This is a genomic window from Parapedomonas caeni (genome assembly GCF_041060555.1).
GTDB lineage: Bacteria > Pseudomonadota > Alphaproteobacteria > Sphingomonadales > Sphingomonadaceae > CAUJIW01.
Genome location: NZ_JBEUDS010000008.1, coordinates 49,780 through 73,358, shown reverse-complemented (window position 1 = coordinate 73,358; position 23,579 = coordinate 49,780). Strand labels below are relative to the sequence as shown.

The window sequence follows — 23,579 nt, the reverse complement described above, 5'->3', positions numbered from 1 at the left end:
CACCCAGTCTTTGAGGTTCATCCATGTTGGGTTTTGGCGCGATCGCACGGCGCATCTTCGGTACATCCAATGATCGCTATGTGAAGTCGCTGCGGCCGATCGTTGCCAGGATCAATGCGCTGGAACCGCAGATTTCGGCGATGTCGGACGACCAGCTCAAGCAGCAGACCGAGCTGTTCAAGGCCCGGCTGGCCAATGGCGAGAGCCTTGACGATCTGCTGCCGGAGGCCTTCGCCACCGTGCGCGAGGCCGCCCGGCGCGTGCTCGGCCAGCGCCACTATGACGTGCAGCTGATCGGCGGCATCGTGCTTCACCGCGGCGAGATCGCCGAGATGAAGACCGGCGAGGGCAAGACCCTGGTCGCCACCCTGCCGACCTATCTCAACGCGCTGGCCGGCAAGGGTGTCCACGTCGTCACGGTGAACGACTATCTGGCCACCCGCGACGCCGACTGGATGGGCCGGGTCCACAATTTCCTCGGGCTGACGGTCGGCAAGATCATGCACGGGCTGACCGACGAGGAGCGTCGCGCGGCCTATGCCTGCGACATCACCTACGGCACCAACAACGAGTTCGGTTTCGACTATCTGCGCGACAACATGAAGTACGCGCTCGACCATATGGTCCAGCGGCCGTTCAATTTCGCCATCGTCGACGAGGTGGACTCGATCCTGATCGACGAGGCGCGCACCCCGCTCATCATCTCCGGCCCCACCGAGGACAAGTCGGAGCTGTACATGGCGGTGAACGCGGTGGTGAAGCAGCTCGTCCGTGAAGACTACGAAATGGACGAGAAGCAGCGTTCGGTCACCCTGACCGAAGACGGCACCGAGAAGGTCGAGCGAATGCTGGAGGCGGCGGATCTGCTCAAGTCCTCCAATCTGTACGATTTCGAGAACACGCAGGTCGTGCACCACCTGAACCAGGCGCTGCGTGCCAACGTCATCTTCCAGCGCGACACCGACTACATCGTGAAGGACGGCAAGGTCGTCATCATCGACGAGTTCACCGGGCGCATGATGGATGGCCGCCGCTGGTCGGATGGCCTGCACCAGGCGGTGGAGGCCAAGGAAGGCGTCGACATCCAGCCGGAGAACCAGACGCTGGCCTCGATCACCTTCCAGAATTACTTCCGCATGTACCCCAAGCTGGCCGGCATGACCGGCACGGCGGCCACGGAAGCGCAGGAATTCTTCGACATCTACAAGCTCAACGTGGTCGAGATCCCGACCAACGTGCCGGTGGAGCGCCGGGACGAGCATGACGAATTCTACCGCACCGCGCAGGAGAAGTTCGCCGCCATCGTCAAGGGCATCCGGGCAGCACAGGAGCGCGGTCAGCCGGTGCTGGTGGGCACGGTGTCGATCGAAAAATCGGAACTGCTCAGCGAGTATCTGCACAAGGAAGGCGTTGCCCACACGGTGCTCAACGCCCGCTACCACGAGCAGGAAGCGCATATCGTCGCCCAGGCCGGCCGCAAGGGCGCGGTGACCATCGCCACCAACATGGCCGGTCGCGGCACCGACATCCAGCTCGGCGGCAACATCGATTTCCGCATGATGGACGAATACAGCCACCTGACCGACCCGGCCGAGATCGAGGCGACGCGGACGCGGGTGAAGGCCGAGATCGAGACGGAGAAGGCCGAGGTGCTCGCCGCTGGCGGCCTGTTCGTGCTGGGTACCGAGCGCCACGAGAGCCGGCGCATCGACAATCAGCTGCGCGGCCGTTCCGGTCGCCAGGGCGACCCCGGCCTGTCGAAGTTCTACCTGTCGCTGCAGGACGATCTGCTGCGCATCTTCGGCCCCCAGACCCGCATGGATGCCATGCTGGTGCGGCTGGGCCTCCAGGAAGGCGAGGCCATCATCCACCCCTGGATCAACAAGGCGATCGAGAAGGCGCAGGGCAAGGTCGAGGCGCGCAACTACGACATCCGCAAGCAGCTGCTGCAGTACGACGACGTGATGAATGACCAGCGCAAGGTGGTGTATGAGCAGCGTCGTGACATCATGATCTCCGACTCGGTGTCGGATGTGGTCTCCGACATGCGCGTCGAGACCGTGAACGGCATTGTCGCCGCCGCCTGCCCGCCCAATTCCTACCCCGAGCAGTGGAACATCGCCGGACTGAAGGACGACGTGCAGCGAATCTTCGGCCTTGATCTGCCGTTCGAGGAGTGGATCAAGGAACAGGCGGTCACCAGCGAGATGCTGGTGGAGCGGCTGAACGCCGCCACCGTCGCCCAGGTCGAGGAAAAAATCGCCGCGCTGGGCGGGGAACTGTGGACGCGGGTCGAGAAAAGCCTGCTGCTGCAGGCCATCGACCATCACTGGAAGGAGCATCTGGCGACGCTCGATGCCTTGCGCCAGGTTATCCACCTGCGGGCCTATGCCCAGCGCAACCCGCTCAACGAGTACAAGTCGGAAGCCTTCGCGCTGTTCGAGCGGATGCTGGTCGCGGTGCGCGAGAACGTGTCCGAGATGTCGGCCAAGGTCCAGTTCCAGGCGGCGCCGGCGCCGCTGGAGGAGCCCAGCGAGTTCGTGACCACCCATCTCGACCCGTTCACCGGAGAGAATGAGGCGGGGGGCGAATCGCCGTTTGGCGCCCTGCCATCGGTGCTGCTGACCGCCGGCCCGCTTACCGATGCGGAGGTCGCCGCGGCGGCGAGCCTCGCTGACGATTTCGGCGAGGGCTACGTGCCGGCCGATCCCGCCACCTGGAGCCGATTCGTTTCGCGCAATGCGCCGTGTCCGTGTGGCTCGAATCTCAAGTACAAGCACTGCCACGGCCGCGACTGACGCCTCGGATAGCGCCGTACCCGCCGGGACTCGGCGGCCGGCGGCGGCATGAGCGCGTTTTGCCCCTGTGGTAGCGCCGTAACGACCACGTTGGAGACCCGCCGAGCGGTCCTGCCACCCGTGCAGGCGCGCGGTCTCGCGGCACTGACGAGTTCGTCCCCGCGGATGCCGCCCTGGCGGGTGCGGGGCGGTTGATAACCGCCTCAAAGCGGGCTGTTCCGGCGCCCGCGCCGCAAGAATCCCGTTGACGGGGCGGGGCGGTGGACCTATAAGCCGCCGTCGCTCGCGGGTTGGTGGTCGGCGCACGTCCGAAACGCTGCCCTGGCACGAGCTTGAGAGCTGACAAATTGATGGTGACTTGAGCTGGCCAGGTAGGCCGGAGGGGAGGCCTACCGTGGCGTCCGCTTTTTTTATGTTCAGGCCATTGTCGAAGATGCAATTTGGAACTGTGAGGCTGTAAGAATGCCGACGATTAACCAGCTGGTCCGCAAGGGACGCGAACCGCAGAAGGCCCGCAACAAGGTGCCGGCGATGGAAGCCTGCCCGCAAAAGCGCGGCGTCTGCACCCGCGTCTATACGACCACCCCGAAGAAGCCGAACTCGGCGCTTCGCAAGGTCGCCAAGGTGCGTCTGACCAACGGCTACGAAGTCATCGGCTACATCCCGGGTGAGGGTCATAACCTCCAGGAGCACTCGGTGGTGCTGATCCGCGGCGGCCGCGTGAAGGACTTGCCGGGTGTGCGTTATCACATCCTGCGCGGCGTGCTGGATACCCAGGGCGTCAAGAACCGTAAGCAGAGCCGTTCCAAGTACGGCGCCAAGCGTCCGAAGTAAGGAGTTATCGAGATGGCTCGTCGTCGTCGTCCCGAAAAGCGCGAAGTTCTCCCCGATCCGAAGTTCGGGGACATCGTGCTCACCAAGTTCATGAACAGCGTCATGCTCGACGGCAAGAAGTCGGTCGCCGAGGCGATCGTCTACGGCGCCCTCGACACCATCGAGACCCGCCTGAAGCGCGAGCCGATCGACGTGTTCCACAACGCGCTGGACAATGTGCGTCCGGGCATCGAGGTGCGTTCCCGCCGTGTCGGTGGCGCCACCTATCAGGTGCCGGTCGAGGTTCGTCCGGAGCGCTCGCAGGCGCTGGCCATCCGCTGGCTGGTGCAGGCCGCGCGCAACCGCTCGGAAAACACCATGGCGGCCCGTCTGTCGGCCGAGCTGATCGACGCCGCGAACAATCGCGGCACCGCCGTGAAGAAGCGCGAGGACACGCACCGGATGGCGGAAGCCAACCGCGCCTTCTCGCACTATCGCTGGTAATTGCAGTTTTAGACTAGGACCGGACCAATGGCCCGCACCACTCCGCTCGAGCGCTACCGTAACATCGGTATCATGGCGCACATCGACGCCGGCAAGACGACGACGACCGAGCGTATCCTCTACTACACCGGCAAGTCCCACAAGATCGGCGAAGTCCACGACGGCGCCGCCACCATGGACTGGATGGAGCAGGAGCAGGAGCGCGGCATCACCATCACGTCGGCCGCCACCACCTGCTTCTGGCGCGCTGACGAGGGCAAGGGTCCGGAGCACCGGATCAACATCATCGACACCCCGGGTCACGTCGACTTCACCATCGAGGTCGAGCGCAGCCTGCGCGTGCTGGACGGCGCGATCACCGCGTTCGACGGCGTGGCGGGTGTCGAGCCGCAGTCCGAGACCGTGTGGCGCCAGGCCGACAAGTATCGCGTGCCGCGCATGTGCTACGTCAACAAGCTGGATCGCACGGGCGCCAACTTCGATCGCTGCGTGAAGATGATCCAGGACCGCCTGGGTGTTCGCACCGCCGTGCTGTACCTGCCGATCGGCATCGAGAGCGATTTCAAGGGTCTCGTCGATCTGGTGAACAACCGCGCCATCGTGTGGCTGGAAGAGTCGCTGGGCGCCAAGTTCGAGTATCAGGACATTCCGGCTGACATGAAGGACGCCGCCGAGGCCGCGCGGGCCGAGCTGATCGAGCTCGCGGTCGAGCAGGACGACGCGGTGATGGAGGCCTACCTCGAAGGCAACGAGCCGGATGTCGCCACGCTGAAGGCGCTCATCCGCAAGGGTACCATCGCGTTCGACTTCGTGCCGGTGCTGTGTGGTTCGTCGTTCAAGAACAAGGGCGTCCAGCCGCTGCTCGACGCCGTTGTCGACTATCTCCCGAGCCCGCTGGACATCCCGGCCGTGCAGGGCGTGCTGCCCAACGGCGAGACGGACACCCGCGAGGCCAGCGATGAAGCGCCGTTCTCCGGCCTGGCCTTCAAGATCATGAACGACCCGTTCGTCGGTTCGCTCACCTTCGTCCGCATCTACTCCGGTACGCTGGAGTCGGGCACCGTCGTCACCAACTCGACGAAGGACAAGAAGGAAAAGATCGGCCGCATGCTGCTCATGCATGCCAACAGCCGCGAGGATATCAAGGAAGCCCGCGCCGGTGACATCATCGCCATCTGCGGCCTGAAGGATACGGTCACCGGTGACACGCTTTGCGTGAACAACAAGGCGATCATCCTGGAGCGCATGGAGTTCCCGGAGCCGGTGATCGAGGTCGCCGTCGAGCCGAAGACCAAGGTCGACCAGGAGAAGATGGGCACCGCGCTGCACCGTCTTGCCCAGGAAGACCCGAGCTTCCGCGTTTCGGTGGATCACGAGTCCGGCCAGACCATCATCAAGGGCATGGGCGAACTCCATCTTGAGATCATCGTCGACCGCATGAAGCGCGAGTTCAAGGTCGAGGCCAATGTCGGCGCGCCGCAGGTGGCCTACCGTGAGACGCTCAAGCGCAGCGTCGAGGTCGACTACACCCACAAGAAGCAGTCGGGCGGTTCGGGCCAGTTTGGCCGTGTCAAGGTGCAGGTGGCGCCGGGCGAGCGCGGCAGCGGCATCGTGTTCCACGACGACATCAAGGGTGGCGTGATTCCGAAGGAATACATCCCGTCCGTCGAGAAGGGCATGCGCGAGGTTGCGGCCTCGGGCACGCTGATCGGCTTCCCGCTGATCGATTTCGAGATCCGTCTCGTTGACGGTGCCTACCACGACGTGGACTCGAGCGCGCTGGCGTTCGAAATCACCGGCCGCGGCGCCATGCGCGAAGTAGCCGAGAAGGCGGGCATTTCCATTCTGGAACCGATCATGGGTGTCGAGGTGGTGACGCCGGAAGACTTCATGGGCGACGTCATCGGCGACCTGAACTCGCGGCGTGGCCAGATCCAGGGCACCGACACGCGCGGCAACGCGCAGGTTGTCTCGGCGACAGTGCCGCTGGCCAACATGTTCGGTTACGTGAACCAGCTGCGTGGCTTCACCCAGGGCCGCGCGCAGTACACGATGCAGTTCAGCCACTACGAAGAAGTCCCCGCCAACGTGGCGGAAGAAGTCAAGGCGAAGTTCGCGTAACACGCGATCTCGTTTTTCAGAGACCTGTCGAGAAGAGGTAAGGGATCATGGGCAAGGCTAAATTTGAGCGGAACAAGCCGCACTGCAACATCGGCACCATCGGTCACGTCGACCACGGCAAGACGTCGCTGACCGCGGCGATCACCAAGGTTCTGGCCGAGGCCGGCGGCGCCACCTTCACCGCCTACGACCAGATCGACAAGGCGCCGGAAGAGAAGGCCCGCGGCATCACCATCTCGACCAGCCACGTCGAGTACGAGACCGCCCAGCGTCACTACGCGCACGTCGACTGCCCGGGTCACGCCGACTACGTGAAGAACATGATCACCGGCGCGGCCCAGATGGACGGCGCCATCCTGGTGGTGTCCGCCTCCGACGGCCCGATGCCGCAGACCCGCGAGCACATCCTGCTCGCCCGTCAGGTCGGCGTGCCGGCGCTGGTCGTGTTCATGAACAAGGTCGACCTGGTGGACGACGCGGAAATCCTGGAGCTCGTCGAGCTGGAAATCCGCGAGCTGCTGTCCAAGTACGACTTCCCGGGCGACGATATCCCCATCGTCCAGGGTTCGGCCGTCTGCGCGCTGGAAGACAAGCGTCCGGAAATCGGCCGTGACGCCGTGCTGAAGCTGATGGCGGAAGTCGACCGCTACATCCCGCAGCCGGAGCGTCCGCTGGACAAGCCGTTCCTGATGCCGATCGAGGACGTGTTCTCGATCTCGGGTCGCGGCACCGTGGTGACCGGCCGCGTCGAGACCGGCATCGTCAAGGTTGGCGACGAAGTCGAGATCGTCGGCATCAAGGCCACTGCCAAGACCGTCGTGACCGGCGTCGAAATGTTCCGCAAGCTGCTCGACTCGGGCCAGGCTGGCGACAACATCGGTGCGCTGCTGCGCGGCATCGGCCGTGACGACGTGGAGCGTGGCCAGGTTCTGGCCAAGCCGGGTTCGATCACCCCGCACACCAAGTTCAAGGCGGAAACCTACGTGCTGTCGAAGGACGAGGGCGGTCGCCACACGCCGTTCTTCGGCAACTACCGCCCGCAGTTCTACTTCCGCACCACCGACGTCACCGGCATGGTCACCCTGCCGGAGGGCACCGAGATGGTGATGCCGGGCGACAACGTGACGCTGACCGTTCAGCTGATCGCGCCGATCGCCATGGACCAGGGTCTGCGCTTCGCCATCCGTGAAGGCGGTCGTACCGTCGGCGCGGGCGTCGTCGCCCAGATCATCGAGTAACCATAAAAAAAGGCCGCTCGGGCCGGCGTTTTCCGGTCCGGGCGGCTTTACATTTTTCTGTAACTAACCTACAGGCGTCCGCTTCCGCGACGAAGCGGACGCTGTTCAAGTGAAGACGACAAAGGGTTGGACCCATGGAAACGCAGAACATCCGGATCCGCCTCAAGGCCTTTGATCACCGCGTGCTGGATCAGGCCACGGGCGAGATCGCGATGACCGCGAAGCGGACCGGCGCGCTGGTGCGTGGACCGATCCCGCTGCCGACCCGCATCGAGAAGTTCACGGTCAACCGCTCGCCGCACGTCGACAAGAAGAGCCGCGAGCAGTTCGAGGTGCGTACCTACAAGCGCCTGCTCGACATCGTGGACCCGACGCCGCAGACGGTGGACGCGCTGATGAAGCTCGACCTGGCGGCCGGTGTGGACGTTGAGATCAAGCTCCAGGCCTGACCGGGCGCTGGGGTAATCGAGACCGGGGGTTGACCCACCGGTTTCACGCTCGGCCGATGGTCGGTCCGAGCCTCTGACGAAGGAGAAGAGGTGCCATGCGCACCGGTGTGATCGCAAAGAAGGTGGGCATGACCCGCCTGTTCCAGGACGATGGCCGGCATGTGCCGGTGACCGTTCTGGCGCTCGAAGGCTGCCAGGTGGTGGCCCAGCGGACCAACGACAAGGACGGCTACACGGCGCTGCAGCTGGGTGCCGGCACGGTCAAGGTGAAGAACCTGACCAAGCCGGAACGCGGCCATTTCGCCAAGGCCGAGGTTGAGCCCAAGCGCAAGCTGGTGGAATTCCGCGTCGCCGAAGACGCGCTGGTGGATGTGGGCGCGGTGATTTCCGCCGACCATTTCGTTGCCGGCCAGTATGTCGACGTGACCGGCGTGACCGTTGGTAAGGGCTTTGCCGGCGCCATGAAGCGCTGGAACTTCGGCGGTCTGCGCGCCACCCACGGCGTGTCGGTCAGCCACCGCTCCCACGGTTCGACGGGTAACCGTCAGGATCCCGGCAAGGTCTTCAAGAACAAGAAGATGGCCGGCCACATGGGCGCCTCGCAGATCACCCAGCAGAACCTCGAGATCGTCTCCACGGATGTCGAGCGCGGGCTGCTGTTCGTGAAGGGTTCGGTGCCTGGTCACAAGGGTGCCTGGTTGCAGGTCAAGGACGCTGCCAAGATCGCCCGTCCGCAGGCGGCGCCGTACCCGGCGTCGGTGCTGACGGCGGCGGCCGCGCCGGCGACGCAAGCCCCGGCCGAGGCTCCGGCCGACGCCGAGGCGGGAGAATAAGCCATGAAGATTGAAGTCAAAACGCTGGACGCCGGTTCGGCCGGTGAAATCGAGCTGAAGGACGACATCTTCGGCCGCGAGCTCCGCAAGGACATTCTGCACCGCGTCATCAACTGGCAGCTCGCCAACCGTCGGGCCCCGGCCCGCGCGGCCAAGGAGCGCAGCGACGTGTCGGCGACGTCGAAGAAGATGTATCGCCAGAAGGGCTCGGGCTCGGCGCGTCACGGCAACAAGGCGGCGCCGCAGTTCCGCAAGGGCGGCAAGGCCCACGGCCCGCGTGCCCGGGTGTTCGACCAGTCGCTGAACAAGAAGATCCGCGCGTTGGGTCTGAAGGTTGCGCTGTCGGCCAAGCAGGCCGAGGGCAAGCTGCTGGTGGTGGAAAACCTGACCATCGGTCAGGCCAAGACCAAGGCGCTCGCCGAGAAGCTGGCCAAGCTGGGCATTGCCAGCGGCCTGTTCATCGATGGCGAGGCGGTGGATGCCAACTTCAAGCTGGCCGCCGCCAACCTGCCGCGCATCGACGCGCTGCCGGCCATTGGCGCCAATGTGTATGACATCCTCAACCACGACACCCTGGTGCTGACCAAGGCCGCGGTCGAGAAGCTGGAGGCGCGGTTCAATGGCTGAGCTCAAGCACTACGACGTCCTGCTCAAGCCGGTGATCACTGAGAAGTCGACGCTGGTCTCCGAGCACGGTCAGTACACCTTCAAGGTTGCCCGCGACGCCACCAAGGCGGACGTGAAGGCCGCCGTCGAGGCTCTGTTCAAGGGCGTGAAGGTGAAGGCCGTCAACACCATCGTGCAGAAGGGCAAGACCAAGCGCTGGCGCGGTCAGCCCTACATGCGGTCGGACGAGAAGAAGGCGATCGTCACCCTCGCCGAGGGCCAGATCGACCTGGCGGCGCCGGAGTTGAAGTAACATGGCACTCAAGCAATATAATCCGACGAGCGCCGCCCGCCGCGGCCTGGTGCTGGTCGACAAGTCGAGCCTCTGGAAGGGCAAGCCGGTCAAGGCGCTCACCGAGGGCCTGAGCAAGTCGGGTGGTCGCAACAACCAGGGCCATGCCACCATGCGCGGCATGGGCGGTGGTCACAAACGCTCCTACCGCATCGTTGACTTCAAGCGTCGCAAGTGGGACGCGCCGGCGATCGTCGAGCGGCTGGAGTATGACCCCAACCGCACGGCCTTCATCGCGCTGATCAAGTACGAAGACGGCCAGCTCGCCTACATCATCGCGCCGCAGCGCCTGTCGGAAGGCGACACCGTCGTCGCCGGCAAGAAGACCGACGTGAAGCCGGGCAACGCGATGGAAATCGGTCAGATGCCGGTTGGCACCATTGCCCACAACGTCGAGCTGAAGCCGGGCAAGGGCGGTCAGATCGCTCGCGCCGCGGGTGCCTACGTCCAGGTCGTCGGTCGTGACCGCGGCATGGTCATCGTCCGCCTGAACTCGGGTGAGCAGCGCTACATCCGGTCTGAGTGCATGGCTTCGGTCGGCGCCGTGTCCAACCCGGACAACGCCAACCAGTACCTCGCCAAGGCCGGTCGCGCCCGCTGGCTCGGTATGCGCCCGCTCAGCCGCGGCGTCGCCAAGAACCCGGTCGACCACCCGCACGGCGGTGGTGAGGGCCGCACCTCCGGTGGCCGCCATCCGGTGACCCCGTGGGGCAAGCCGACCAAGGGCAAGCGCACGCGTTCGAACAAGGCGACGGACAAGTTCATCATCCGCTCGCGCCACGCGAAGAAGAAGTAAGGGGTTAAGGCGACATGGCACGTTCGGTTTGGAAAGGTCCGTTCGTCGACCTCTACCTTCTGAAGAAGGCCGAGGGCGCGCAGGAGTCGGGGGCGAAAGCTCCGATCAAGACCTGGTCGCGTCGTTCGACGATTTTGCCGCAGTTCGTTGGCCTGACGTTCAACGTCTACAACGGCAAGAAGTTCATCCCCGTCTACGTGAGCGAGGAAATGGTGGGTCACAAGCTCGGCGAGTTCGCGCCGACCCGCACCTTCCCCGGTCACGCCGGCGACAAGAAAGCGAAGAGGTAAGGACGGGACATGAGTAAGCCATCCGCTCCCCGTCGCGTCGGCGACAAAGAGGCGCTGGCCGTCAATACGATGGTCCGCGGCTCCCCCCGCAAGCTCAACCTGGTGGCTGGGCTCATTCGCGGTCGTCGCGTTGCCGAAGCGCTCAACATTCTCACCTTCTCCCCCAAGGCCATGGCCCGGGACGTGAAGAAGGTGCTGCAGTCGGCGATCGCCAACGCCGAGAACAACCACAACCTGGACGTCGACGCGCTCGTCGTTCAGGAGGCTTCGGTTGGCAAGTCGCTGCAGATGAAGCGCTTCATGGCCCGTGCCCGCGGTCGTGGCGCGCCGATCGTCAAGCCGTTCAGCCGTATTCGCGTCGTCGTGCGCGAGATCGAGGAGCAAGCCTAATGGGTCAGAAAACCTCGCCTGTCGGTCTGCGCCTGCAGATCAACCGCACCTGGGACTCGCGCTGGTTCGCCGACCGCTCCGAGTATGGCCGGATGCTGCATGAGGATCTCAAGATCCGCCAGTTCGTGATGAAGGAACTGCCGCAGGCCGCCATCTCCAAGGTGGTCATCGAACGCCCGGCGAAGCTGTGCCGCGTGTCGATCTATGCCGCTCGCCCGGGCGTCATCATCGGCAAGAAGGGCGCCGATATCGAGAAGCTGCGGCGCAAGATTCAGGTGATGACCAATTCCGAGGTCTCGCTGAACATTGTCGAGATCCGCAAGCCGGAGATCGATGCCAAGCTGGTGGCCCAGTCGGTGGCCGATCAGCTGGAGCGCCGTATCGCCTTCCGCCGCGCCATGAAGCGTGCGGTGCAGTCGGCGCTGCGTCTGGGCGCCGAGGGCATCCGGATCAACTGCTCCGGCCGTCTCGGCGGCGCCGAAATCGCGCGCATGGAGTGGTACCGCGAAGGTCGGGTGCCGCTGCACACGCTGCGTGCCAACGTCGACTACGCCGAGGCGCAGGCCCACACCGCTTATGGCGTGTGCGGCGTCAAGGTGTGGATTTTCAAGGGCGAAATCCTTGGCCATGACCCCATGGCACAGGACAAGCTGATGCTGGAGGCTCAGACCTCGGGAGTTCGGCCGGCGCGGTAAGGGGAAACCCTGAAGCGTCGCCTGATCGAGGGCACATCCCACGTGGGTCGCTAACCCGCCGGGGCTCTGTCAGAAGGCGATAGACAATGTTGCAACCGAAGAAGACCAAATTTCGCAAGGCTCACAAGGGCCGTATCCACGGCCTCGCCAAGGGCGGCACGGCGCTGAACTTCGGCGCCTTCGGCCTTAAGGCCGTGGCGCCGGAGCGTATCACCGCCCGCCAGATCGAGGCGGCGCGTCGTGCCATTTCCCGTCACATCAAGCGCGCCGGACGCCTCTGGATCCGCGTGTTCCCGGACGTCCCGGTGTCGACCAAGCCGGCGGAAGTCCGCATGGGTTCCGGTAAGGGCGCGCCCGACTACTGGGTTGTGCGCGTGAAGCCGGGCCGTATCTTGTTCGAGCTCGACGGCGTGCCCGCCGATATCGCGCGCGGCGCCTTCGAGCGCGCGGCGGCCAAGCTCCCCATCAAGACCAAGTTCGTCGCCCGTCTGGGCGAGGCGGCTTGAGGCACGTGGAGACAGGACAGATGAAATTCGCGGACCTCAAAACCAAGACCGATGATCAGCTCTCCGAGGAGTTGACGAGCCTGAAGAAGGAGCAGTTTTCGCTGCGCTTCCAGGGTGCCACCGGTCAGCTGACCAACACCGCGCGTGTGCGCGAGGTGCGTCGCACGATCGCCAAGATCCAGACGCTGCAGCGTCAGCGCCAGGCCAACTAAGGAGAACCCCATGCCGAAGCGTATTCTTCAGGGCACGGTGGTGTCCAACAAGACCGACAAGACGGTGACCGTGCTGGTGGAGCGCAAGGTGAAGCACCCGCTCTACGGCAAGATCATCCGCCGGTCGAAGAAGTATCACGCGCATGACGAAGCCAACGCGATCCGCGAGGGCGATGTCGTTCGCATCGAGGAGTGCGCCCCGATTTCGAAGACGAAGTCGTGGCGTGTTCTCGAGAAGGTTTCCTGAGAGTCGGCTGAAGACCAGGAGAATTTGCCATGATTCAGATGCAAACAAATCTGGACGTCGCCGACAACTCGGGCGCCAAGCGCGTGATGTGCATCAAGGTGCTGGGCGGCTCCAAGCGTAAGTACGCGAGTGTCGGCGATATCATCGTCGTCTCCATCAAGGAGGCCGCGCCGCGCGGTCGTGTGAAGAAGGGCGACGTGCACCGCGCGATCGTCGTTCGCACCGCCAAGGACATCCGTCGTGTGGACGGTTCGGTGATCCGTTTCGACCGCAATGCGGCGGTGCTGATCAACAAGAACAACGAACCCATCGGCACCCGTATCTTCGGCCCGGTGGTTCGCGAGCTGCGCGCGAAGAACCACATGAAGATCATTTCGCTCGCGCCGGAGGTGCTGTGATGTCTGCGCTGAAGATCAAGAAGGGCGACCGCGTGGTGGTCCTGTCCGGCAAGGACAAGGGCAAGCACGGCGAGGTGGTTCGCGCCCTGCCGAAGGACGGCAAGGTTGTCGTCAGCGGCGTTAACATGGTCACCAAGCACAAGAAGCCGATGGGCGGTAATGCTGGTGGTCTTGAACGGGTCGAGGCTCCGATCCACGTCGCCAAGGTGGCGATCGAGGATCCGAAAACCGGCAAGCCGACCCGTGTTGGTTTCAAGGTGCTGGAAGACGGGCGCAAGGTTCGCGTGGCCAAGCGTTCGGGCGAGGTGATCGATGGCTGAGAACGCACCCATGCCGCGGTTCAGGACTCTCTACGAGACCAAGATCCGCGAGGAGCTCCAGAAGCAGTTCGGGTACAAGAACCCGATGGAAGTGCCGCGTCTGGAGAAGATCGTGATCAACATGGGCGTCGGCGAGGCGACCCAGGACAAGAAGCGCGTCGATGCCGCCGTGGCCGATATGCAGGCGATTGCCGGCCAGAAGCCGGTCGTCACCCGCGCCAAGAAGTCCATCGCCACGTTCAAGCTGCGTGAAGGCATGCCGATCGGCGCCAAGGTCACGCTGCGCCGTGAGCAGATGTACGAATTTCTGGACCGCCTGATCACCATCGCGCTGCCGCGCGTGCGTGACTTCCGCGGCGTGAATCCCAAGAGCTTTGACGGTCGGGGCAACTACGCTCTCGGCCTCAAGGAGCAGATCGTCTTCCCCGAGATCAATTACGACAAGATCGACAAGATCCGGGGTATGGACATCATCATCTGCACGACCGCCAAGACCGACGAGGAGGCGCGTGCGCTGCTGAAGGCATTCGACATGCCGTTCTGGGGTCAGACCCCGGACAGCCGCGCGGCCTGACCACCGGGAAGGATAGAGAATGGCCAAACTGAGTTCGATCAACAAGAACGAGCGGCGACGCAAGCTGGCGAAGAAATTCGCGGGCAAGGTCGTTCGCCTGAAGGCGATTGCCAACGACGAGTCGAAGCCGGAAGAGGAACGTTTCCTCGCCCGCCTGAAGCTTGCCGAGGTCCCGCGCAACGCAAACCCGACCCGCATCCGCAATCGTTGCGAAGTGACGGGCCGTCCGCGCGCTTATTACCGCAAATTCCGCATGTCTCGCGTGTCGCTGCGTGAACTGGCCAATCAGGGCCTGATTCCCGGCGTCGTGAAGTCGAGCTGGTAAGGTCGGGAGGTCCAAACATGAATCTGACGGATCCCCTGGGCGATATGCTGACCCGCATCCGCAACGGTCAGCAGGCTCGCAAAGACTCCATCGTCACGCCGGCGTCCAAGCTGCGTGCCCGCGTGCTCGACGTGCTGAAGCGCGAAGGCTACATCCGCGGCTTCTCGGAATTCGACCTCGGCCCCGGCCGGCGCGAAATCCGCATCGAGCTGAAGTACCATGAGGGCCAGCCGGCCATTCAATGGCTGCAGCGCGTGTCGAAGCCCGGTCGCCGCGTCTACTCCGGTTCGCAGGAGCTGCCGCGCGTGCGCAACGGTCTCGGTATCTCGATCATTTCGACGCCCAAGGGCGTTCTCTCGGACGCGGAAGCGCGCGAGCAGAACGTGGGCGGCGAAGTGCTCTGCACCGTGTTCTGACGGAGGGCGCACGATGTCTCGTATTGGCAAGAAGCCGGTTGCCCTTCCCTCTGGCGTCTCCGCGACGCTCGACGGCGCGCAGCTGGCGGTCAAGGGCCCCAAGGGTCAGATGTCGCTGACGGTTGCGGACGAAGTGGTCTGCACGGTCGACGGCAACGTCATCAGCATCCAGCCGCGCAGCGACACCAAGCGCTCGCGTTCCTTCTGGGGCATGCAGCGCACGCTGGTGAACAACCTGGTTACCGGTGTGACCCAGGGTTTCACCGAGGTGCTGGAAATCACCGGCGTCGGCTACCGCGCCAGCGTTCAGGGTTCGAACCTGAAGCTGCAGCTCGGCTACAGCCACGACGTGGATTTCCCGATCCCGGATGGCATCACCATCAAGTGCCCGGATCAGACCACGGTCGAGATCAGCGGCAACGACAAGCAGCAGGTGGGCCAGGTGGCCGCCGAAATCCGTCGTTGGCGCAAGCCCGAGCCCTACAAGGGCAAGGGTATCAAGTACCGGGGCGAGTTCATCTTCCGCAAGGAAGGCAAGAAGAAGTAAGGATGCACCATGGCTAAGGGTCTCTCTCTTTTCGAGCGGCGCCGGCAGCGGGTGCGTACCCAGCTGGCGCTCAAGTCGGGCGGTCGGCCGCGTCTGTCGGTCCACCGGTCGTCGAAGCACATCTACGCCCAGGTTATCGATGACAGCAAAGGTGCGACGGTTGCCGCCGCGTCGACGCTGGAGTCGGCCCTGAAGGGCAAGTCGGGCGCGACCGTCGCGGCGGCCGCCGAGGTCGGCAAGCTGCTGGCCGAACGCGCCAAGGCGGCCGGTATTGGCCAGGTCGTGTTCGACCGTGGCGGTTTTCTCTATCACGGGCGTGTCAAGGCTCTGGCCGAGGCGGCACGTGAAGGCGGATTGGAGTTTTAAGCGATGGCGCGCGAACCGAAACAGGAACGGGGCGATCGCCCCGCCCGCGAAGAGGGTGGCGACGAGCTGGTTGAAAAGCTGGTCCACATCAATCGCGTGTCGAAGACGGTGAAGGGCGGCAAGCGCTTCGGCTTTGCGGCACTGGTCGTCGTGGGCGACGGCAAGGGCCGCGTCGGCTTCGGCCACGGCAAGGCCCGCGAGGTGCCCGAGGCCATTTCCAAGGCCACCGCGTCGGCGAAGAAGACGATGGTCCGCATTCCGCTGCGCGAAGGCCGCACGCTGCACCATGACGTCAACGGCCGCTGGGGCGCCGGCAAGGTGTTTCTGCGCTCGGCGCCGCAGGGTACCGGCATCATCGCCGGCGGCCCGATGCGCGCGGTGTTCGAGAGCCTGGGCGTTCAGGACGTGGTGACCAAGTCGATGGGGTCGAACAACCCCTACAACATGATCCGCGCCACCTTTAACGCGCTGGTCAACCAGACCAGCCCGAAGATGGTGGCTTCCCGTCGCGGCAAGAAGATCGCCGACATCATCTCGCGCCGGGGCGATGTCAGCGGCAAGGCGGTTTCCGCCGAGGCCGAGGCCCAGACGGAGTAGTTGAGCGATGAGCGCGAGCAAGACGATCAAGGTGACGCAGACCGGTTCGCCGATCCGCCGTACCAAGGACCAGCGGGCGACCCTCGTCGGCCTGGGCCTGAACAAGATGCATCGCACCGTGGTGCTTGAGGACACGCCGTCTATCCGGGGCATGATCCGCAAGGTCGCTCACATGGTGAAGGTGGACGGCGAATAATATCGCCATCCACTCTGGCGTGGCAGCACCGGCATCCCCATCTGAAAGACCACTGCGGGGTGCCGGTGGACGGACGTTGAAGAGGACCAGCTCATGAAGCTGAACGAACTGCAAGACAACGAAGGCGCCCGCAAGCGCCGCATGCGCGTGGGCCGTGGTATCGGTTCGGGCAAGGGCAAGACCGCTGGCCGTGGCCAGAAAGGTCAGAAGTCCCGCTCGGGCGTGTCGATCAACGGCTTCGAGGGCGGCCAGATGCCGCTGCACATGCGGTTGCCGAAGCGCGGTTTCAACAACATCTTCGGCACCGACTATGCCGAGGTGAACCTGGGGCGGCTCCAGAAGGCCGTCGACGCCGGCAAGATTGCCGCCGGCGCCGAGCTCGACTTCGCCGCTCTCAAGGCTGCCGGTCTGTGCGGCAAGGCCAAGGACGGCGTGCGCGTGCTGGCAAAGGGCGAACTCAAGGTCGCACTGACCCTCAAGGTCGCGGGTGCCTCGGAAGCGGCGAAGGCCGCCGTCGAGAAGGCCGGCGGCCGCATCGAGCTCGTCGCCTGAACCGTTCGCGCCTGACTATCCCGAGGTAGCTCCACCGCATGGCTTCAGCAGCCGAACAACTGGCGGCCAACATCAACTTCGGCGCCTTCTCCAAGGCGACGGAGTTGAAGAACCGCATCTGGTTCACGCTGGGTGCGTTGATCATCTACCGGCTGTGCACGTTCGTGCCGCTGCCGGGGATCGACCCCGTGGCGTTGCAGCAGCTCTACGCGCAGCAGTCCGGCGGCGTGCTGGGGATGCTCAATCTGTTCTCCGGCGGCGCGCTGGAGCGCATGTCGATCATCGCGCTCAACATCATGCCGTACATCACGGCATCGATCATCGTGCAGCTGCTGACGTCGCTGTCGCCGTCGATGGCGGCGCTGAAGAAGGAAGGCGAGGCCGGGCGCAAGAAGATCAACCAGTACACCCGTCTGGGTACCGTGCTGCTGACCGCCATCCAGGGCTATTCCATCGCGGTCGGCCTGGAAAGCTGGGGCGCCTCCCAGGGTGCCTCGGCAGTGCTGGATCCCGGCATGTTCTTCCGGATCACCACGGTGATCACGCTGATTGGCGGTACCCTGTTCCTGATGTGGCTGGGTGAGCAGATCACCAGTCGCGGTATCGGTAACGGCATCTCGCTCATCATCATGGCCGGTATCGTCGCGGCGTTGCCGGGCGCGCTGACCCAGCTGTTCGAGCTTGGCCGCACCGGCGCGCTGTCGGCCGGCGCCATTTTGCTGATCATCGTGCTGGCGGTGGTGGTCGTTTACGGCATCTGCTTCATGGAGCGCGCCCAGCGGCGCATCCTGATCCAGTACCCCAAGCGCCAGGTCGGCAACCGCATGTTCCAGGGCGATACGTCGCACCTGCCGCTCAAACTCAACACCGCTGGCGTCATTCCGCCGATCTTTGCCTCGTCGCTGCTGCTGATGCCGCTCACCGTCGCCCAGTTCGCCGGCGGCCGCGGGCCGGACTGGCTGCAGACCATGACCGCCATGATCGGTCACGGCCAGCCGCTGTACATGGCGCTGTATGCGCTGGGCATCATCTTCTTCTGCTTCTTCTACACGGCCGTGGTCTTCAACCCCGAGGAGACCGCGGACAACCTGAAGCGCTATGGCGGCTTCGTGCCGGGCATCCGCCCGGGCCAGAAGACGGCGGAGTACCTCGATTACGTGCTGACCCGCATCACCGTCGTCGGCGCGGCCTATCTCACCATCATCTGCCTGTTGCCGGAATGGCTGATTGCCGAGATGGGGGTTGGCTTCTACTTCGGGGGTACCAGCCTGCTGATCGTCGTCAACGTCACGATGGACACGGTCGCCCAGATCCACGGGCATATGATGGCGCATCAGTACGAAGGCCTCATCAAGAAGGCGAAACTCCGGGGAGGGCGCAAGTGAACATCATTCTGCTAGGACCGCCGGGCGCCGGCAAGGGGACCCAGGCGCAGCGTCTGCAGGCTGAGCGGGGCATGGTCCAGTTGTCCACGGGCGACATGCTGCGCGCCGCCGTTGCCGCCGGAACGCCGGTGGGTCTTAAGGCCAAGGCGGTCATGGACGCCGGTCAGCTGGTCTCCGACGATATCATGATCGCGTTGATCTCCGACCGGCTGGAGCAGCCGGACGCCAAGGGCGGCGTGATCTTTGACGGTTTTCCGCGGACCACCGCCCAGGCCGAGGCGCTTGACGCCATGCTGGCCGAGAAGGGCCTGAAGCTCGATTCGGTGGTTGAGCTGACCGTCGACGAAAACGCCCTTGTCGAGCGGGTCACTGGCCGGTTTTCCTGCGCCAAATGCGGTGCCGGTTATCATGACCGCTTCAAGCAGACCAGGGTCGCCGGCGTTTGTGACGCCTGCGGTTCGACCGAATTCAAGCGTCGCCCCGATGACAACGAGGCGACGGTGCGCCAGCGGATGGCGGAATATCACGAGAAAACGGCCCCGATCTCGAATTACTATGCGGACAAGGGGCTGCTGAAGCGTATCGACGGCATGGCGGATATGGACAAGGTCCATGCCGATCTGGCCGCGATCTTGAACGCAGGCTGAGGCGGAGAATCAGCGGTTGACGGAACCCATTGCGTTCCTATAATCCGCGCCTTTCCGAATCGGCTTGACATATTTGAATGACGTGTCCAACGCGGGTGCACCCGGAGTTGGACGAGACCCCCGCGAGGGGCGAGGACAGGAGATCGAACGTGGCGCGTATCGCTGGTGTCAACATCCCGACCAACAAGCGGGTCGTGGTCGGGTTGACCTACATCCACGGCATTGGCCCCGCGAAGGCCAAGGAGATCTGCACCAAGATGGGCTTCCCGCCGGAGCGCCGCGTAAGCGAGCTGACCGACTCGGAAGTGCTGCAGATCCGCGAGGCCATCGACGCCGGTTACACGGTGGAGGGCGATCTGCGTCGCCAGGTGGCGATGAACATCAAGCGCTTGATGGACCTGGCCTGCTATCGCGGCCTGCGTCATCGCAAGGGCCTGCCGGTGCGCGGTCAGCGCACCCACACCAATGCCCGCACCCGCAAGGGCAAGGCCAAGCCGATCGCCGGTAAGAAGAAGTAATCCGGGCGCCGCTTCAGCAAGGATCAGGATACCATGGCACGTGACACCACCACCCGCGTCAAGCGGCGCGAGCGCAAGAACATCACGAATGGCGTTGCCCATGTGAACGCGTCGTTCAACAACACCATGATCACCATCTCCGATGCCCAGGGCAATGCGATTGCCTGGTCGTCGTCGGGCCAGATGGGCTTCAAGGGTTCGCGCAAGTCGACCCCCTATGCGGCCCAGATTGCCGCCGAGGACGCTGGCCGCAAGGCCCAGGAGCACGGCGTGCGCACCCTGGAAGTGATGGTCAAGGGTCCGGGGTCGGGCCGCGAATCGGCGCTGCGCGCGCTGCAGGCGGTGGGTTTCACCATCACCTCGATCCGTGATGTGACGCCGATCCCGCACAATGGTTGCCGGCCGCCGAAGCGCCGTCGCGTCTAAGGGCGGGACTGTCCCCGCCGCGTTTGTTGTTGGAGCGGCCGGCGTTTCCGTCGGCCGCTTGAAATATTAGCCAGAGGTGCCCCACGTGATCGCGAAGAACTGGCAGGAACTGAAAAAGCCCAACAAGCTCGAAGTCAAGGACAGCAGCGACGCCCAGCGCAAGGCGACCTTCGTCGCGGAGCCGCTTGAGCGTGGTTTCGGTCTGACCCTGGGTAACAGCCTGCGGCGGGTGCTGCTGTCGTCGCTGCAGGGCGCCGCCGTCACCGCCATCCGCATCGATGGCGTGCTGCATGAGTTCTCGTCCATTCCGGGCGTGCGTGAAGACGTCACCGACATCGTGCTCAACGTCAAGCAGCTGGCGGTCAAGATGGCGGCTGACGGGCCCAAGCGCGTTCACCTGACCGCGACCGGTCCCGGTGAAGTGCGCGCCGGCCAGATCACCACCGTCGCCAACGTCGAGATCATGAACCCCGATCTCGTCATCTGCACCCTGGACCAGGGCGCCACGCTCAACATGGAACTGACCGTCGAGCCGGGCAAGGGCTACGTGCCGGCGTCGGCCAACCGCCCGGCGGACGCGCCGATCGGCCTGATGCCGGTTGACGCGCTCTACTCGCCGGTGCGCCAGGTGGCCTACAAGGTCGAAAACACCCGCGTCGGCCAGGAGCTCGACTACGACAAGCTGACCATGACCATCGAGACCGATGGTACGATCACGCCCGAGGATGCGCTGGCTTATGCCGCCCGCATCCTGCAGGACCAGTTGCAGCTGTTCATCAACTTCGAGGAGCCCAAGGCGGTTGCCGCGAAGGTCGAGGAAGACAAGCCGACGCTGAACAAGTACCTGCTGAAGAAGGTCGACGAGCTGGAGCTGTCGGTTCGTTCGGCCAACTGCCTGAAGAACGACAACATCATCTACATCGGCGATCTGGTCCAGAAGACCGAGGCCGAGATGCTGCGCACGCCGAACTTCGGCCGCAAGTCGCTCAACGAGATCAAGGAAGTGCTGGCCTCGATGGGCCTGCGGCTGGGCATGGAAATCCCCGGCTGGCCGCCGGAGAACATCGAGGATCTGGCGAAGAAGCTCGAACAGGAATATTAAGCTTCCCCAACCTTCTAGGGCGGCGTCCTTGGGCTGCCGCTCGCAGGGTGTGTTTCGGCCCGAACCCTGCCGGGCCTGTTCCGCGGTACCTGAAACGGCCGCGGACCGAACGGAAAGGTCAAGACCATGCGTCATCGCGTTGCCGGCCGTAAACTCGGCCGTACCTCCAGCCACCGCGCCGCCCTGTTCAAGAACATGGCCGCCGCGCTGATCAAGCATGAGCAGATCACCACGACGCTGCCCAAGGCGCGTGAACTGCGCCCGTATGTCGAGAAGCTGATCACGCTCGCCAAGAAGGGGGGCCTGTCCAACCGCCGTCTGGTCATCGCCCGCCTGGCCGATCTGACCCAGACCGCCAAGCTGTTCGACGTGCTGGCCCCGCGCTACGCCAGCCGCGCCGGTGGCTACACCCGCGTGCTGAAGGCCGGTTTCCGCGCCTCTGACGCGGCGCCGATGGCGATCATCGAGTTCGTCGACCGCGACACCTCGGCCAAGGGCCAGGACAGCGGTCCCAAGCCGGAAGCGACCGAGGCCGAAGCCGCCTGAGTCGTCGCGCCGCGCTGACAGACAAGCCGCCGGTAGGGTCGCCCCGCCGGCGGTTTTCTTTTGCGCTGTACGGTTCCAGCCACCGCTCCCGCCCGCCGGCGCCACCACGTGGCGGATAGTGGCGGCACGAGCATGTTGGCGCCGGCGGCGCCATGCTCTTGAGAAGTCGGCGCTGCGGCGTCAGGATGCGCCACGTTTGCAGGCAGGAGTCCCATGACCGGCTTTACCTTCCAGACCACCCCCAACATCCGCGTTGCTCCGGGCGCGTCGGCCGACATCGGCCCGCTGTTTGCCGGTCTGGGGGCGCGCCACGTGCTGCTGGTCACCGACGCCGGCGTGCGCCGCTTCGGCCTGTCGAGCGCCGCCGAGGGGAGCCTGGCGGCCGCCGGCGTGGCGGTAAGCGTGTTCGATGCCGTGGTCGCCGACCCGCCGGCCGACGTGGTGCTGGCGGCGGTCGAGGCGGGCCGGGCGGCCGGCGCCGACGCCGTGCTCGGTCTGGGCGGCGGCAGCCCCATGGATACCGCCAAGCTGGTGGCCTATCTGCTGGGCTCCGGCGACCGGCTGGAGGATATTTACGGCGTCGATCAGGCGCGCGGCCGCCGGCTGCCGCTGGTGCTGGTGCCGACCACCGCCGGCACCGGCTCCGAGGTGACGCCGATCGCCATCGTCACCACCGGCGAGGCCGAGAAGAAGGGCGTGGTGTCGGCCAGCCTCTACGCCGATTGGGCGGTGCTCGACGCCGAGCTGACGCTGGGTCTGCCACCGGCGGTGACGGCGGCGACCGGCGTCGATGCCATGGTGCATGCGATCGAGGCCTATACCAGCCGGCACAAGAAGAACCCGCTGTCCGACGCGCTGGCGCGCGAGGCGCTGCGGCTGCTGGCTGCCAACCTGGTCACTGCCTGCACCCGGGGCGACGATGTGCAGGCCCGCTCCGACATGCTGCTGGGTGCGCTGCTGGCCGGCCAGGCCTTCGCCAACGCGCCGGTGGCGGCGGTCCATGCGCTGGCCTACCCGCTGGGCGGGCATTTCCACATCCCGCACGGGCTGTCCAACGCGCTGATGCTGCCGCACGTGCTGGCGTTCAATCTCGAGTCCGCCGGGCCGCTCTACGCCGAGCTGGCGCCGCTGCTGGGCGGCACGGGCGCCGATGGCTTCCGCGACCGGCTGGACGCGCTGGTGGCCGCCACCGGGTTGCCCCGGCGGCTGCGCGACGTCGCGGTGCCCGAGAGCGCGCTTGACCTGCTGGCCGACGATGCGATGAAGCAGACCCGGCTGCTGGTCAACAACCCGCGCGAGGTCAGCCGGGCCGATGCGCGGGCTCTCTACGCCCAGGCCTGGTAAGGAGCATCATGGCGGACAAGCCGGTCATCGTCCGGGGGGACTTCCCCCACCTCGCCAGCATCACCACCCGCTGGATGGACAACGACGTCTACGGCCACGTCAACAACGTGGTCTATTACAGCTTCTTCGACACCGCGGTGAACGCCTACCTGATCAACGCGGGCGTGCTGGACATCCACGCCGGCGCCGTCATCGGTCTGGTTGTCGAGACCCAGTGCCAGTATTACGCGCCGCTGGCCTTCCCCGACGCGGTCACCGCCGGGGTCCGGGTGGCGCGGCTGGGCAGCTCCAGCGTCCGCTACGAGATCGCCCTGTTCCGGGGCGACGACAACGAGGCGGCGGCCTTCGGCCACTTCGTGCATGTCTATGTCGACCGCGACAGCCGCCGGCCGGTGGCGCTGCCGGCACCGCTGCGCGCGGCGCTGGAGCGCCTGGCGATCTGAGGCCTGGCGCGGCCTGCGGGCGTTGCG

General features: G+C 64.9%; 34 protein-coding genes. All 34 read left to right on the top strand.

Annotation, left to right across the window (positions count from 1 at the left end):
• Positions 1 to 23 precede the first annotated feature (23 nt).
• The 34 genes from secA to ABU113_RS07460 all read left to right on the top strand — a co-directional run bounded on the left by secA (position 24) and on the right by ABU113_RS07460 (position 23,552).
• The gene (secA, locus tag ABU113_RS07625) at positions 24 to 2,798 is read left to right on the top strand and encodes a preprotein translocase subunit SecA (protein WP_454558908.1); all 2,775 of its coding nucleotides are present in this window, start codon (positions 24 to 26) and stop codon (positions 2,796 to 2,798) included.
• Between the two features lie 462 nt (positions 2,799 to 3,260).
• The gene (gene rpsL / locus ABU113_RS07620) at positions 3,261 to 3,632 is read left to right on the top strand and encodes a 30S ribosomal protein S12 (protein WP_454558907.1); all 372 of its coding nucleotides are present in this window, start codon (positions 3,261 to 3,263) and stop codon (positions 3,630 to 3,632) included.
• A 12-nt stretch (positions 3,633 to 3,644) separates the two neighbouring features.
• Positions 3,645 to 4,115 (top strand): 30S ribosomal protein S7, encoded by a 471-nt coding sequence (gene rpsG, locus ABU113_RS07615; protein WP_454558906.1) that lies wholly within the window; start codon positions 3,645 to 3,647, stop codon positions 4,113 to 4,115.
• A 27-nt stretch (positions 4,116 to 4,142) separates the two neighbouring features.
• A complete protein-coding gene (gene fusA / locus ABU113_RS07610) occupies positions 4,143 to 6,236 on the top strand; it encodes an elongation factor G (RefSeq protein WP_454558905.1) in 2,094 nt (697 codons plus the stop codon).
• A gap of 47 nt (positions 6,237 to 6,283) precedes the next feature.
• Positions 6,284 to 7,474 (top strand): elongation factor Tu, encoded by a 1,191-nt coding sequence (gene tuf / locus ABU113_RS07605; protein ID WP_454558904.1) that lies wholly within the window; start codon positions 6,284 to 6,286, stop codon positions 7,472 to 7,474.
• Positions 7,475 to 7,608: 134 nt separating this feature from the next.
• On the top strand, positions 7,609 to 7,923 hold the full coding sequence (rpsJ, locus tag ABU113_RS07600; protein WP_454558903.1) for a 30S ribosomal protein S10: 315 nt from the start codon (positions 7,609 to 7,611) through the stop codon (positions 7,921 to 7,923).
• A gap of 95 nt (positions 7,924 to 8,018) precedes the next feature.
• Positions 8,019 to 8,756, top strand: coding sequence for a 50S ribosomal protein L3 (gene rplC / locus ABU113_RS07595; protein WP_454558902.1), 738 nt, complete (start codon positions 8,019 to 8,021; stop codon positions 8,754 to 8,756).
• Between the two features lie 3 nt (positions 8,757 to 8,759).
• Positions 8,760 to 9,383, top strand: a complete 624-nt coding sequence (gene rplD / locus ABU113_RS07590) for a 50S ribosomal protein L4 (protein WP_454558901.1) — start codon at positions 8,760 to 8,762, stop codon at positions 9,381 to 9,383.
• Positions 9,376 to 9,675: a 50S ribosomal protein L23 gene (locus tag ABU113_RS07585; RefSeq protein ID WP_454558900.1), complete on the top strand. Its 300-nt coding sequence runs from the start codon at positions 9,376 to 9,378 to the stop codon at positions 9,673 to 9,675. Before rplD ends, ABU113_RS07585 begins: the two co-directional genes overlap by 8 nt.
• A gap of 1 nt (position 9,676) precedes the next feature.
• Positions 9,677 to 10,510 (top strand): 50S ribosomal protein L2, encoded by an 834-nt coding sequence (rplB, locus tag ABU113_RS07580; protein ID WP_454558899.1) that lies wholly within the window; start codon positions 9,677 to 9,679, stop codon positions 10,508 to 10,510.
• Positions 10,511 to 10,524: 14 nt separating this feature from the next.
• The gene (gene rpsS, locus ABU113_RS07575) at positions 10,525 to 10,800 is read left to right on the top strand and encodes a 30S ribosomal protein S19 (RefSeq protein WP_454558898.1); all 276 of its coding nucleotides are present in this window, start codon (positions 10,525 to 10,527) and stop codon (positions 10,798 to 10,800) included.
• A 9-nt stretch (positions 10,801 to 10,809) separates the two neighbouring features.
• Positions 10,810 to 11,190, top strand: coding sequence for a 50S ribosomal protein L22 (gene rplV, locus ABU113_RS07570; RefSeq protein ID WP_454558897.1), 381 nt, complete (start codon positions 10,810 to 10,812; stop codon positions 11,188 to 11,190).
• The gene (gene rpsC / locus ABU113_RS07565; protein ID WP_454558896.1) at positions 11,190 to 11,885 is read left to right on the top strand and encodes a 30S ribosomal protein S3; all 696 of its coding nucleotides are present in this window, start codon (positions 11,190 to 11,192) and stop codon (positions 11,883 to 11,885) included. Before rplV ends, rpsC begins: the two co-directional genes overlap by 1 nt.
• Positions 11,886 to 11,971: 86 nt before the next feature.
• Positions 11,972 to 12,391: a 50S ribosomal protein L16 gene (gene rplP, locus ABU113_RS07560; RefSeq protein ID WP_454558895.1), complete on the top strand. Its 420-nt coding sequence runs from the start codon at positions 11,972 to 11,974 to the stop codon at positions 12,389 to 12,391.
• Between the two features lie 20 nt (positions 12,392 to 12,411).
• Positions 12,412 to 12,603, top strand: coding sequence for a 50S ribosomal protein L29 (gene rpmC, locus ABU113_RS07555; protein ID WP_454558894.1), 192 nt, complete (start codon positions 12,412 to 12,414; stop codon positions 12,601 to 12,603).
• A gap of 10 nt (positions 12,604 to 12,613) precedes the next feature.
• Positions 12,614 to 12,850 (top strand): 30S ribosomal protein S17, encoded by a 237-nt coding sequence (gene rpsQ, locus ABU113_RS07550; RefSeq protein WP_454558893.1) that lies wholly within the window; start codon positions 12,614 to 12,616, stop codon positions 12,848 to 12,850.
• A 29-nt stretch (positions 12,851 to 12,879) separates the two neighbouring features.
• On the top strand, positions 12,880 to 13,248 hold the full coding sequence (rplN, locus tag ABU113_RS07545) for a 50S ribosomal protein L14 (RefSeq protein WP_454558892.1): 369 nt from the start codon (positions 12,880 to 12,882) through the stop codon (positions 13,246 to 13,248).
• Complete coding sequence (gene rplX / locus ABU113_RS07540; protein WP_454558891.1) at positions 13,248 to 13,568, top strand: 50S ribosomal protein L24; 321 nt, start codon at positions 13,248 to 13,250, stop codon at positions 13,566 to 13,568. The genes rplN and rplX overlap by 1 nt, the downstream gene beginning before the upstream one ends.
• The gene (gene rplE / locus ABU113_RS07535) at positions 13,561 to 14,142 is read left to right on the top strand and encodes a 50S ribosomal protein L5 (RefSeq protein WP_454558890.1); all 582 of its coding nucleotides are present in this window, start codon (positions 13,561 to 13,563) and stop codon (positions 14,140 to 14,142) included. The genes rplX and rplE overlap by 8 nt, the downstream gene beginning before the upstream one ends.
• A gap of 19 nt (positions 14,143 to 14,161) precedes the next feature.
• Complete coding sequence (gene rpsN, locus ABU113_RS07530) at positions 14,162 to 14,467, top strand: 30S ribosomal protein S14 (RefSeq protein ID WP_454558889.1); 306 nt, start codon at positions 14,162 to 14,164, stop codon at positions 14,465 to 14,467.
• Between the two features lie 17 nt (positions 14,468 to 14,484).
• Positions 14,485 to 14,883: a 30S ribosomal protein S8 gene (gene rpsH / locus ABU113_RS07525; RefSeq protein ID WP_454558888.1), complete on the top strand. Its 399-nt coding sequence runs from the start codon at positions 14,485 to 14,487 to the stop codon at positions 14,881 to 14,883.
• A gap of 13 nt (positions 14,884 to 14,896) precedes the next feature.
• The gene (gene rplF / locus ABU113_RS07520) at positions 14,897 to 15,430 is read left to right on the top strand and encodes a 50S ribosomal protein L6 (RefSeq protein ID WP_454558887.1); all 534 of its coding nucleotides are present in this window, start codon (positions 14,897 to 14,899) and stop codon (positions 15,428 to 15,430) included.
• Positions 15,431 to 15,439: 9 nt separating this feature from the next.
• Positions 15,440 to 15,796 (top strand): 50S ribosomal protein L18, encoded by a 357-nt coding sequence (gene rplR / locus ABU113_RS07515; protein WP_454558886.1) that lies wholly within the window; start codon positions 15,440 to 15,442, stop codon positions 15,794 to 15,796.
• A 3-nt stretch (positions 15,797 to 15,799) separates the two neighbouring features.
• The gene (gene rpsE / locus ABU113_RS07510) at positions 15,800 to 16,393 is read left to right on the top strand and encodes a 30S ribosomal protein S5 (protein ID WP_454558885.1); all 594 of its coding nucleotides are present in this window, start codon (positions 15,800 to 15,802) and stop codon (positions 16,391 to 16,393) included.
• A 7-nt stretch (positions 16,394 to 16,400) separates the two neighbouring features.
• Positions 16,401 to 16,589: a 50S ribosomal protein L30 gene (gene rpmD, locus ABU113_RS07505; protein ID WP_454558884.1), complete on the top strand. Its 189-nt coding sequence runs from the start codon at positions 16,401 to 16,403 to the stop codon at positions 16,587 to 16,589.
• Positions 16,590 to 16,682: 93 nt separating this feature from the next.
• Positions 16,683 to 17,141, top strand: a complete 459-nt coding sequence (gene rplO, locus ABU113_RS07500; protein WP_454558883.1) for a 50S ribosomal protein L15 — start codon at positions 16,683 to 16,685, stop codon at positions 17,139 to 17,141.
• Positions 17,142 to 17,179: 38 nt separating this feature from the next.
• A complete protein-coding gene (gene secY / locus ABU113_RS07495) occupies positions 17,180 to 18,526 on the top strand; it encodes a preprotein translocase subunit SecY (RefSeq protein WP_454558882.1) in 1,347 nt (448 codons plus the stop codon).
• Positions 18,523 to 19,173, top strand: coding sequence for an adenylate kinase (locus ABU113_RS07490; RefSeq protein ID WP_454558881.1), 651 nt, complete (start codon positions 18,523 to 18,525; stop codon positions 19,171 to 19,173). Before secY ends, ABU113_RS07490 begins: the two co-directional genes overlap by 4 nt.
• Before the next feature lie 149 nt (positions 19,174 to 19,322).
• Positions 19,323 to 19,691: a 30S ribosomal protein S13 gene (gene rpsM / locus ABU113_RS07485; protein ID WP_454558880.1), complete on the top strand. Its 369-nt coding sequence runs from the start codon at positions 19,323 to 19,325 to the stop codon at positions 19,689 to 19,691.
• A gap of 33 nt (positions 19,692 to 19,724) precedes the next feature.
• Positions 19,725 to 20,117, top strand: coding sequence for a 30S ribosomal protein S11 (gene rpsK / locus ABU113_RS07480; RefSeq protein WP_454558879.1), 393 nt, complete (start codon positions 19,725 to 19,727; stop codon positions 20,115 to 20,117).
• 85 nt (positions 20,118 to 20,202) lie between these two features.
• Positions 20,203 to 21,219 carry a DNA-directed RNA polymerase subunit alpha gene (locus tag ABU113_RS07475; RefSeq protein WP_454558878.1) on the top strand — a complete coding sequence of 339 codons (1,017 nt, stop codon included), beginning with the start codon at positions 20,203 to 20,205 and terminating at the stop codon, positions 21,217 to 21,219.
• A gap of 126 nt (positions 21,220 to 21,345) precedes the next feature.
• Positions 21,346 to 21,765, top strand: coding sequence for a 50S ribosomal protein L17 (gene rplQ / locus ABU113_RS07470; protein WP_454558877.1), 420 nt, complete (start codon positions 21,346 to 21,348; stop codon positions 21,763 to 21,765).
• Between the two features lie 213 nt (positions 21,766 to 21,978).
• Positions 21,979 to 23,109 carry an iron-containing alcohol dehydrogenase gene (locus tag ABU113_RS07465; protein WP_454558876.1) on the top strand — a complete coding sequence of 377 codons (1,131 nt, stop codon included), beginning with the start codon at positions 21,979 to 21,981 and terminating at the stop codon, positions 23,107 to 23,109.
• An 8-nt stretch (positions 23,110 to 23,117) separates the two neighbouring features.
• Positions 23,118 to 23,552: an acyl-CoA thioesterase gene (locus ABU113_RS07460; protein WP_454558875.1), complete on the top strand. Its 435-nt coding sequence runs from the start codon at positions 23,118 to 23,120 to the stop codon at positions 23,550 to 23,552.
• The last annotated feature ends 27 nt before the right edge of the window (positions 23,553 to 23,579 follow it).

Excerpts from the sequence above, each read along its gene's own strand:
- rpsG (WP_454558906.1), top strand. The coding sequence starts at position 3,645 with ATGGCTCGTCGTCGTCGTCCCGAAAAGCGCGAAGTTCTCCCCGATCCG.
- rplX (WP_454558891.1), top strand. The coding sequence starts at position 13,248 with ATGTCTGCGCTGAAGATCAAGAAGGGCGACCGCGTGGTGGTCCTGTCC.
- secY (WP_454558882.1), top strand. The coding sequence starts at position 17,180 with ATGGCTTCAGCAGCCGAACAACTGGCGGCCAACATCAACTTCGGCGCC.
- rpsS (WP_454558898.1), top strand. The coding sequence starts at position 10,525 with ATGGCACGTTCGGTTTGGAAAGGTCCGTTCGTCGACCTCTACCTTCTG.
- secA (WP_454558908.1), top strand. The coding sequence starts at position 24 with ATGTTGGGTTTTGGCGCGATCGCACGGCGCATCTTCGGTACATCCAAT.
- ABU113_RS07585 (WP_454558900.1), top strand. The coding sequence starts at position 9,376 with ATGGCTGAGCTCAAGCACTACGACGTCCTGCTCAAGCCGGTGATCACT.
- rplR (WP_454558886.1), top strand. The coding sequence starts at position 15,440 with ATGGCTAAGGGTCTCTCTCTTTTCGAGCGGCGCCGGCAGCGGGTGCGT.
- rplV (WP_454558897.1), top strand. The coding sequence starts at position 10,810 with ATGAGTAAGCCATCCGCTCCCCGTCGCGTCGGCGACAAAGAGGCGCTG.
- rplN (WP_454558892.1), top strand. The coding sequence starts at position 12,880 with ATGATTCAGATGCAAACAAATCTGGACGTCGCCGACAACTCGGGCGCC.
- rplP (WP_454558895.1), top strand. The coding sequence starts at position 11,972 with ATGTTGCAACCGAAGAAGACCAAATTTCGCAAGGCTCACAAGGGCCGT.
- rplQ (WP_454558877.1), top strand. The coding sequence starts at position 21,346 with ATGCGTCATCGCGTTGCCGGCCGTAAACTCGGCCGTACCTCCAGCCAC.
- rpsE (WP_454558885.1), top strand. The coding sequence starts at position 15,800 with ATGGCGCGCGAACCGAAACAGGAACGGGGCGATCGCCCCGCCCGCGAA.
- rplB (WP_454558899.1), top strand. The coding sequence starts at position 9,677 with ATGGCACTCAAGCAATATAATCCGACGAGCGCCGCCCGCCGCGGCCTG.
- rpsL (WP_454558907.1), top strand. The coding sequence starts at position 3,261 with ATGCCGACGATTAACCAGCTGGTCCGCAAGGGACGCGAACCGCAGAAG.
- rpmC (WP_454558894.1), top strand. The coding sequence starts at position 12,412 with ATGAAATTCGCGGACCTCAAAACCAAGACCGATGATCAGCTCTCCGAG.
- rplD (WP_454558901.1), top strand. The coding sequence starts at position 8,760 with ATGAAGATTGAAGTCAAAACGCTGGACGCCGGTTCGGCCGGTGAAATC.
- fusA (WP_454558905.1), top strand. The coding sequence starts at position 4,143 with ATGGCCCGCACCACTCCGCTCGAGCGCTACCGTAACATCGGTATCATG.
- tuf (WP_454558904.1), top strand. The coding sequence starts at position 6,284 with ATGGGCAAGGCTAAATTTGAGCGGAACAAGCCGCACTGCAACATCGGC.
- rplC (WP_454558902.1), top strand. The coding sequence starts at position 8,019 with ATGCGCACCGGTGTGATCGCAAAGAAGGTGGGCATGACCCGCCTGTTC.
- ABU113_RS07465 (WP_454558876.1), top strand. The coding sequence starts at position 21,979 with ATGACCGGCTTTACCTTCCAGACCACCCCCAACATCCGCGTTGCTCCG.
- rpsH (WP_454558888.1), top strand. The coding sequence starts at position 14,485 with ATGAATCTGACGGATCCCCTGGGCGATATGCTGACCCGCATCCGCAAC.
- rpsJ (WP_454558903.1), top strand. The coding sequence starts at position 7,609 with ATGGAAACGCAGAACATCCGGATCCGCCTCAAGGCCTTTGATCACCGC.
- rplE (WP_454558890.1), top strand. The coding sequence starts at position 13,561 with ATGGCTGAGAACGCACCCATGCCGCGGTTCAGGACTCTCTACGAGACC.
- rplF (WP_454558887.1), top strand. The coding sequence starts at position 14,897 with ATGTCTCGTATTGGCAAGAAGCCGGTTGCCCTTCCCTCTGGCGTCTCC.
- rpsK (WP_454558879.1), top strand. The coding sequence starts at position 19,725 with ATGGCACGTGACACCACCACCCGCGTCAAGCGGCGCGAGCGCAAGAAC.
- ABU113_RS07460 (WP_454558875.1), top strand. The coding sequence starts at position 23,118 with ATGGCGGACAAGCCGGTCATCGTCCGGGGGGACTTCCCCCACCTCGCC.
- rpsC (WP_454558896.1), top strand. The coding sequence starts at position 11,190 with ATGGGTCAGAAAACCTCGCCTGTCGGTCTGCGCCTGCAGATCAACCGC.
- rpsN (WP_454558889.1), top strand. The coding sequence starts at position 14,162 with ATGGCCAAACTGAGTTCGATCAACAAGAACGAGCGGCGACGCAAGCTG.
- rpsQ (WP_454558893.1), top strand. The coding sequence starts at position 12,614 with ATGCCGAAGCGTATTCTTCAGGGCACGGTGGTGTCCAACAAGACCGAC.
- rpmD (WP_454558884.1), top strand. The coding sequence starts at position 16,401 with ATGAGCGCGAGCAAGACGATCAAGGTGACGCAGACCGGTTCGCCGATC.
- rplO (WP_454558883.1), top strand. The coding sequence starts at position 16,683 with ATGAAGCTGAACGAACTGCAAGACAACGAAGGCGCCCGCAAGCGCCGC.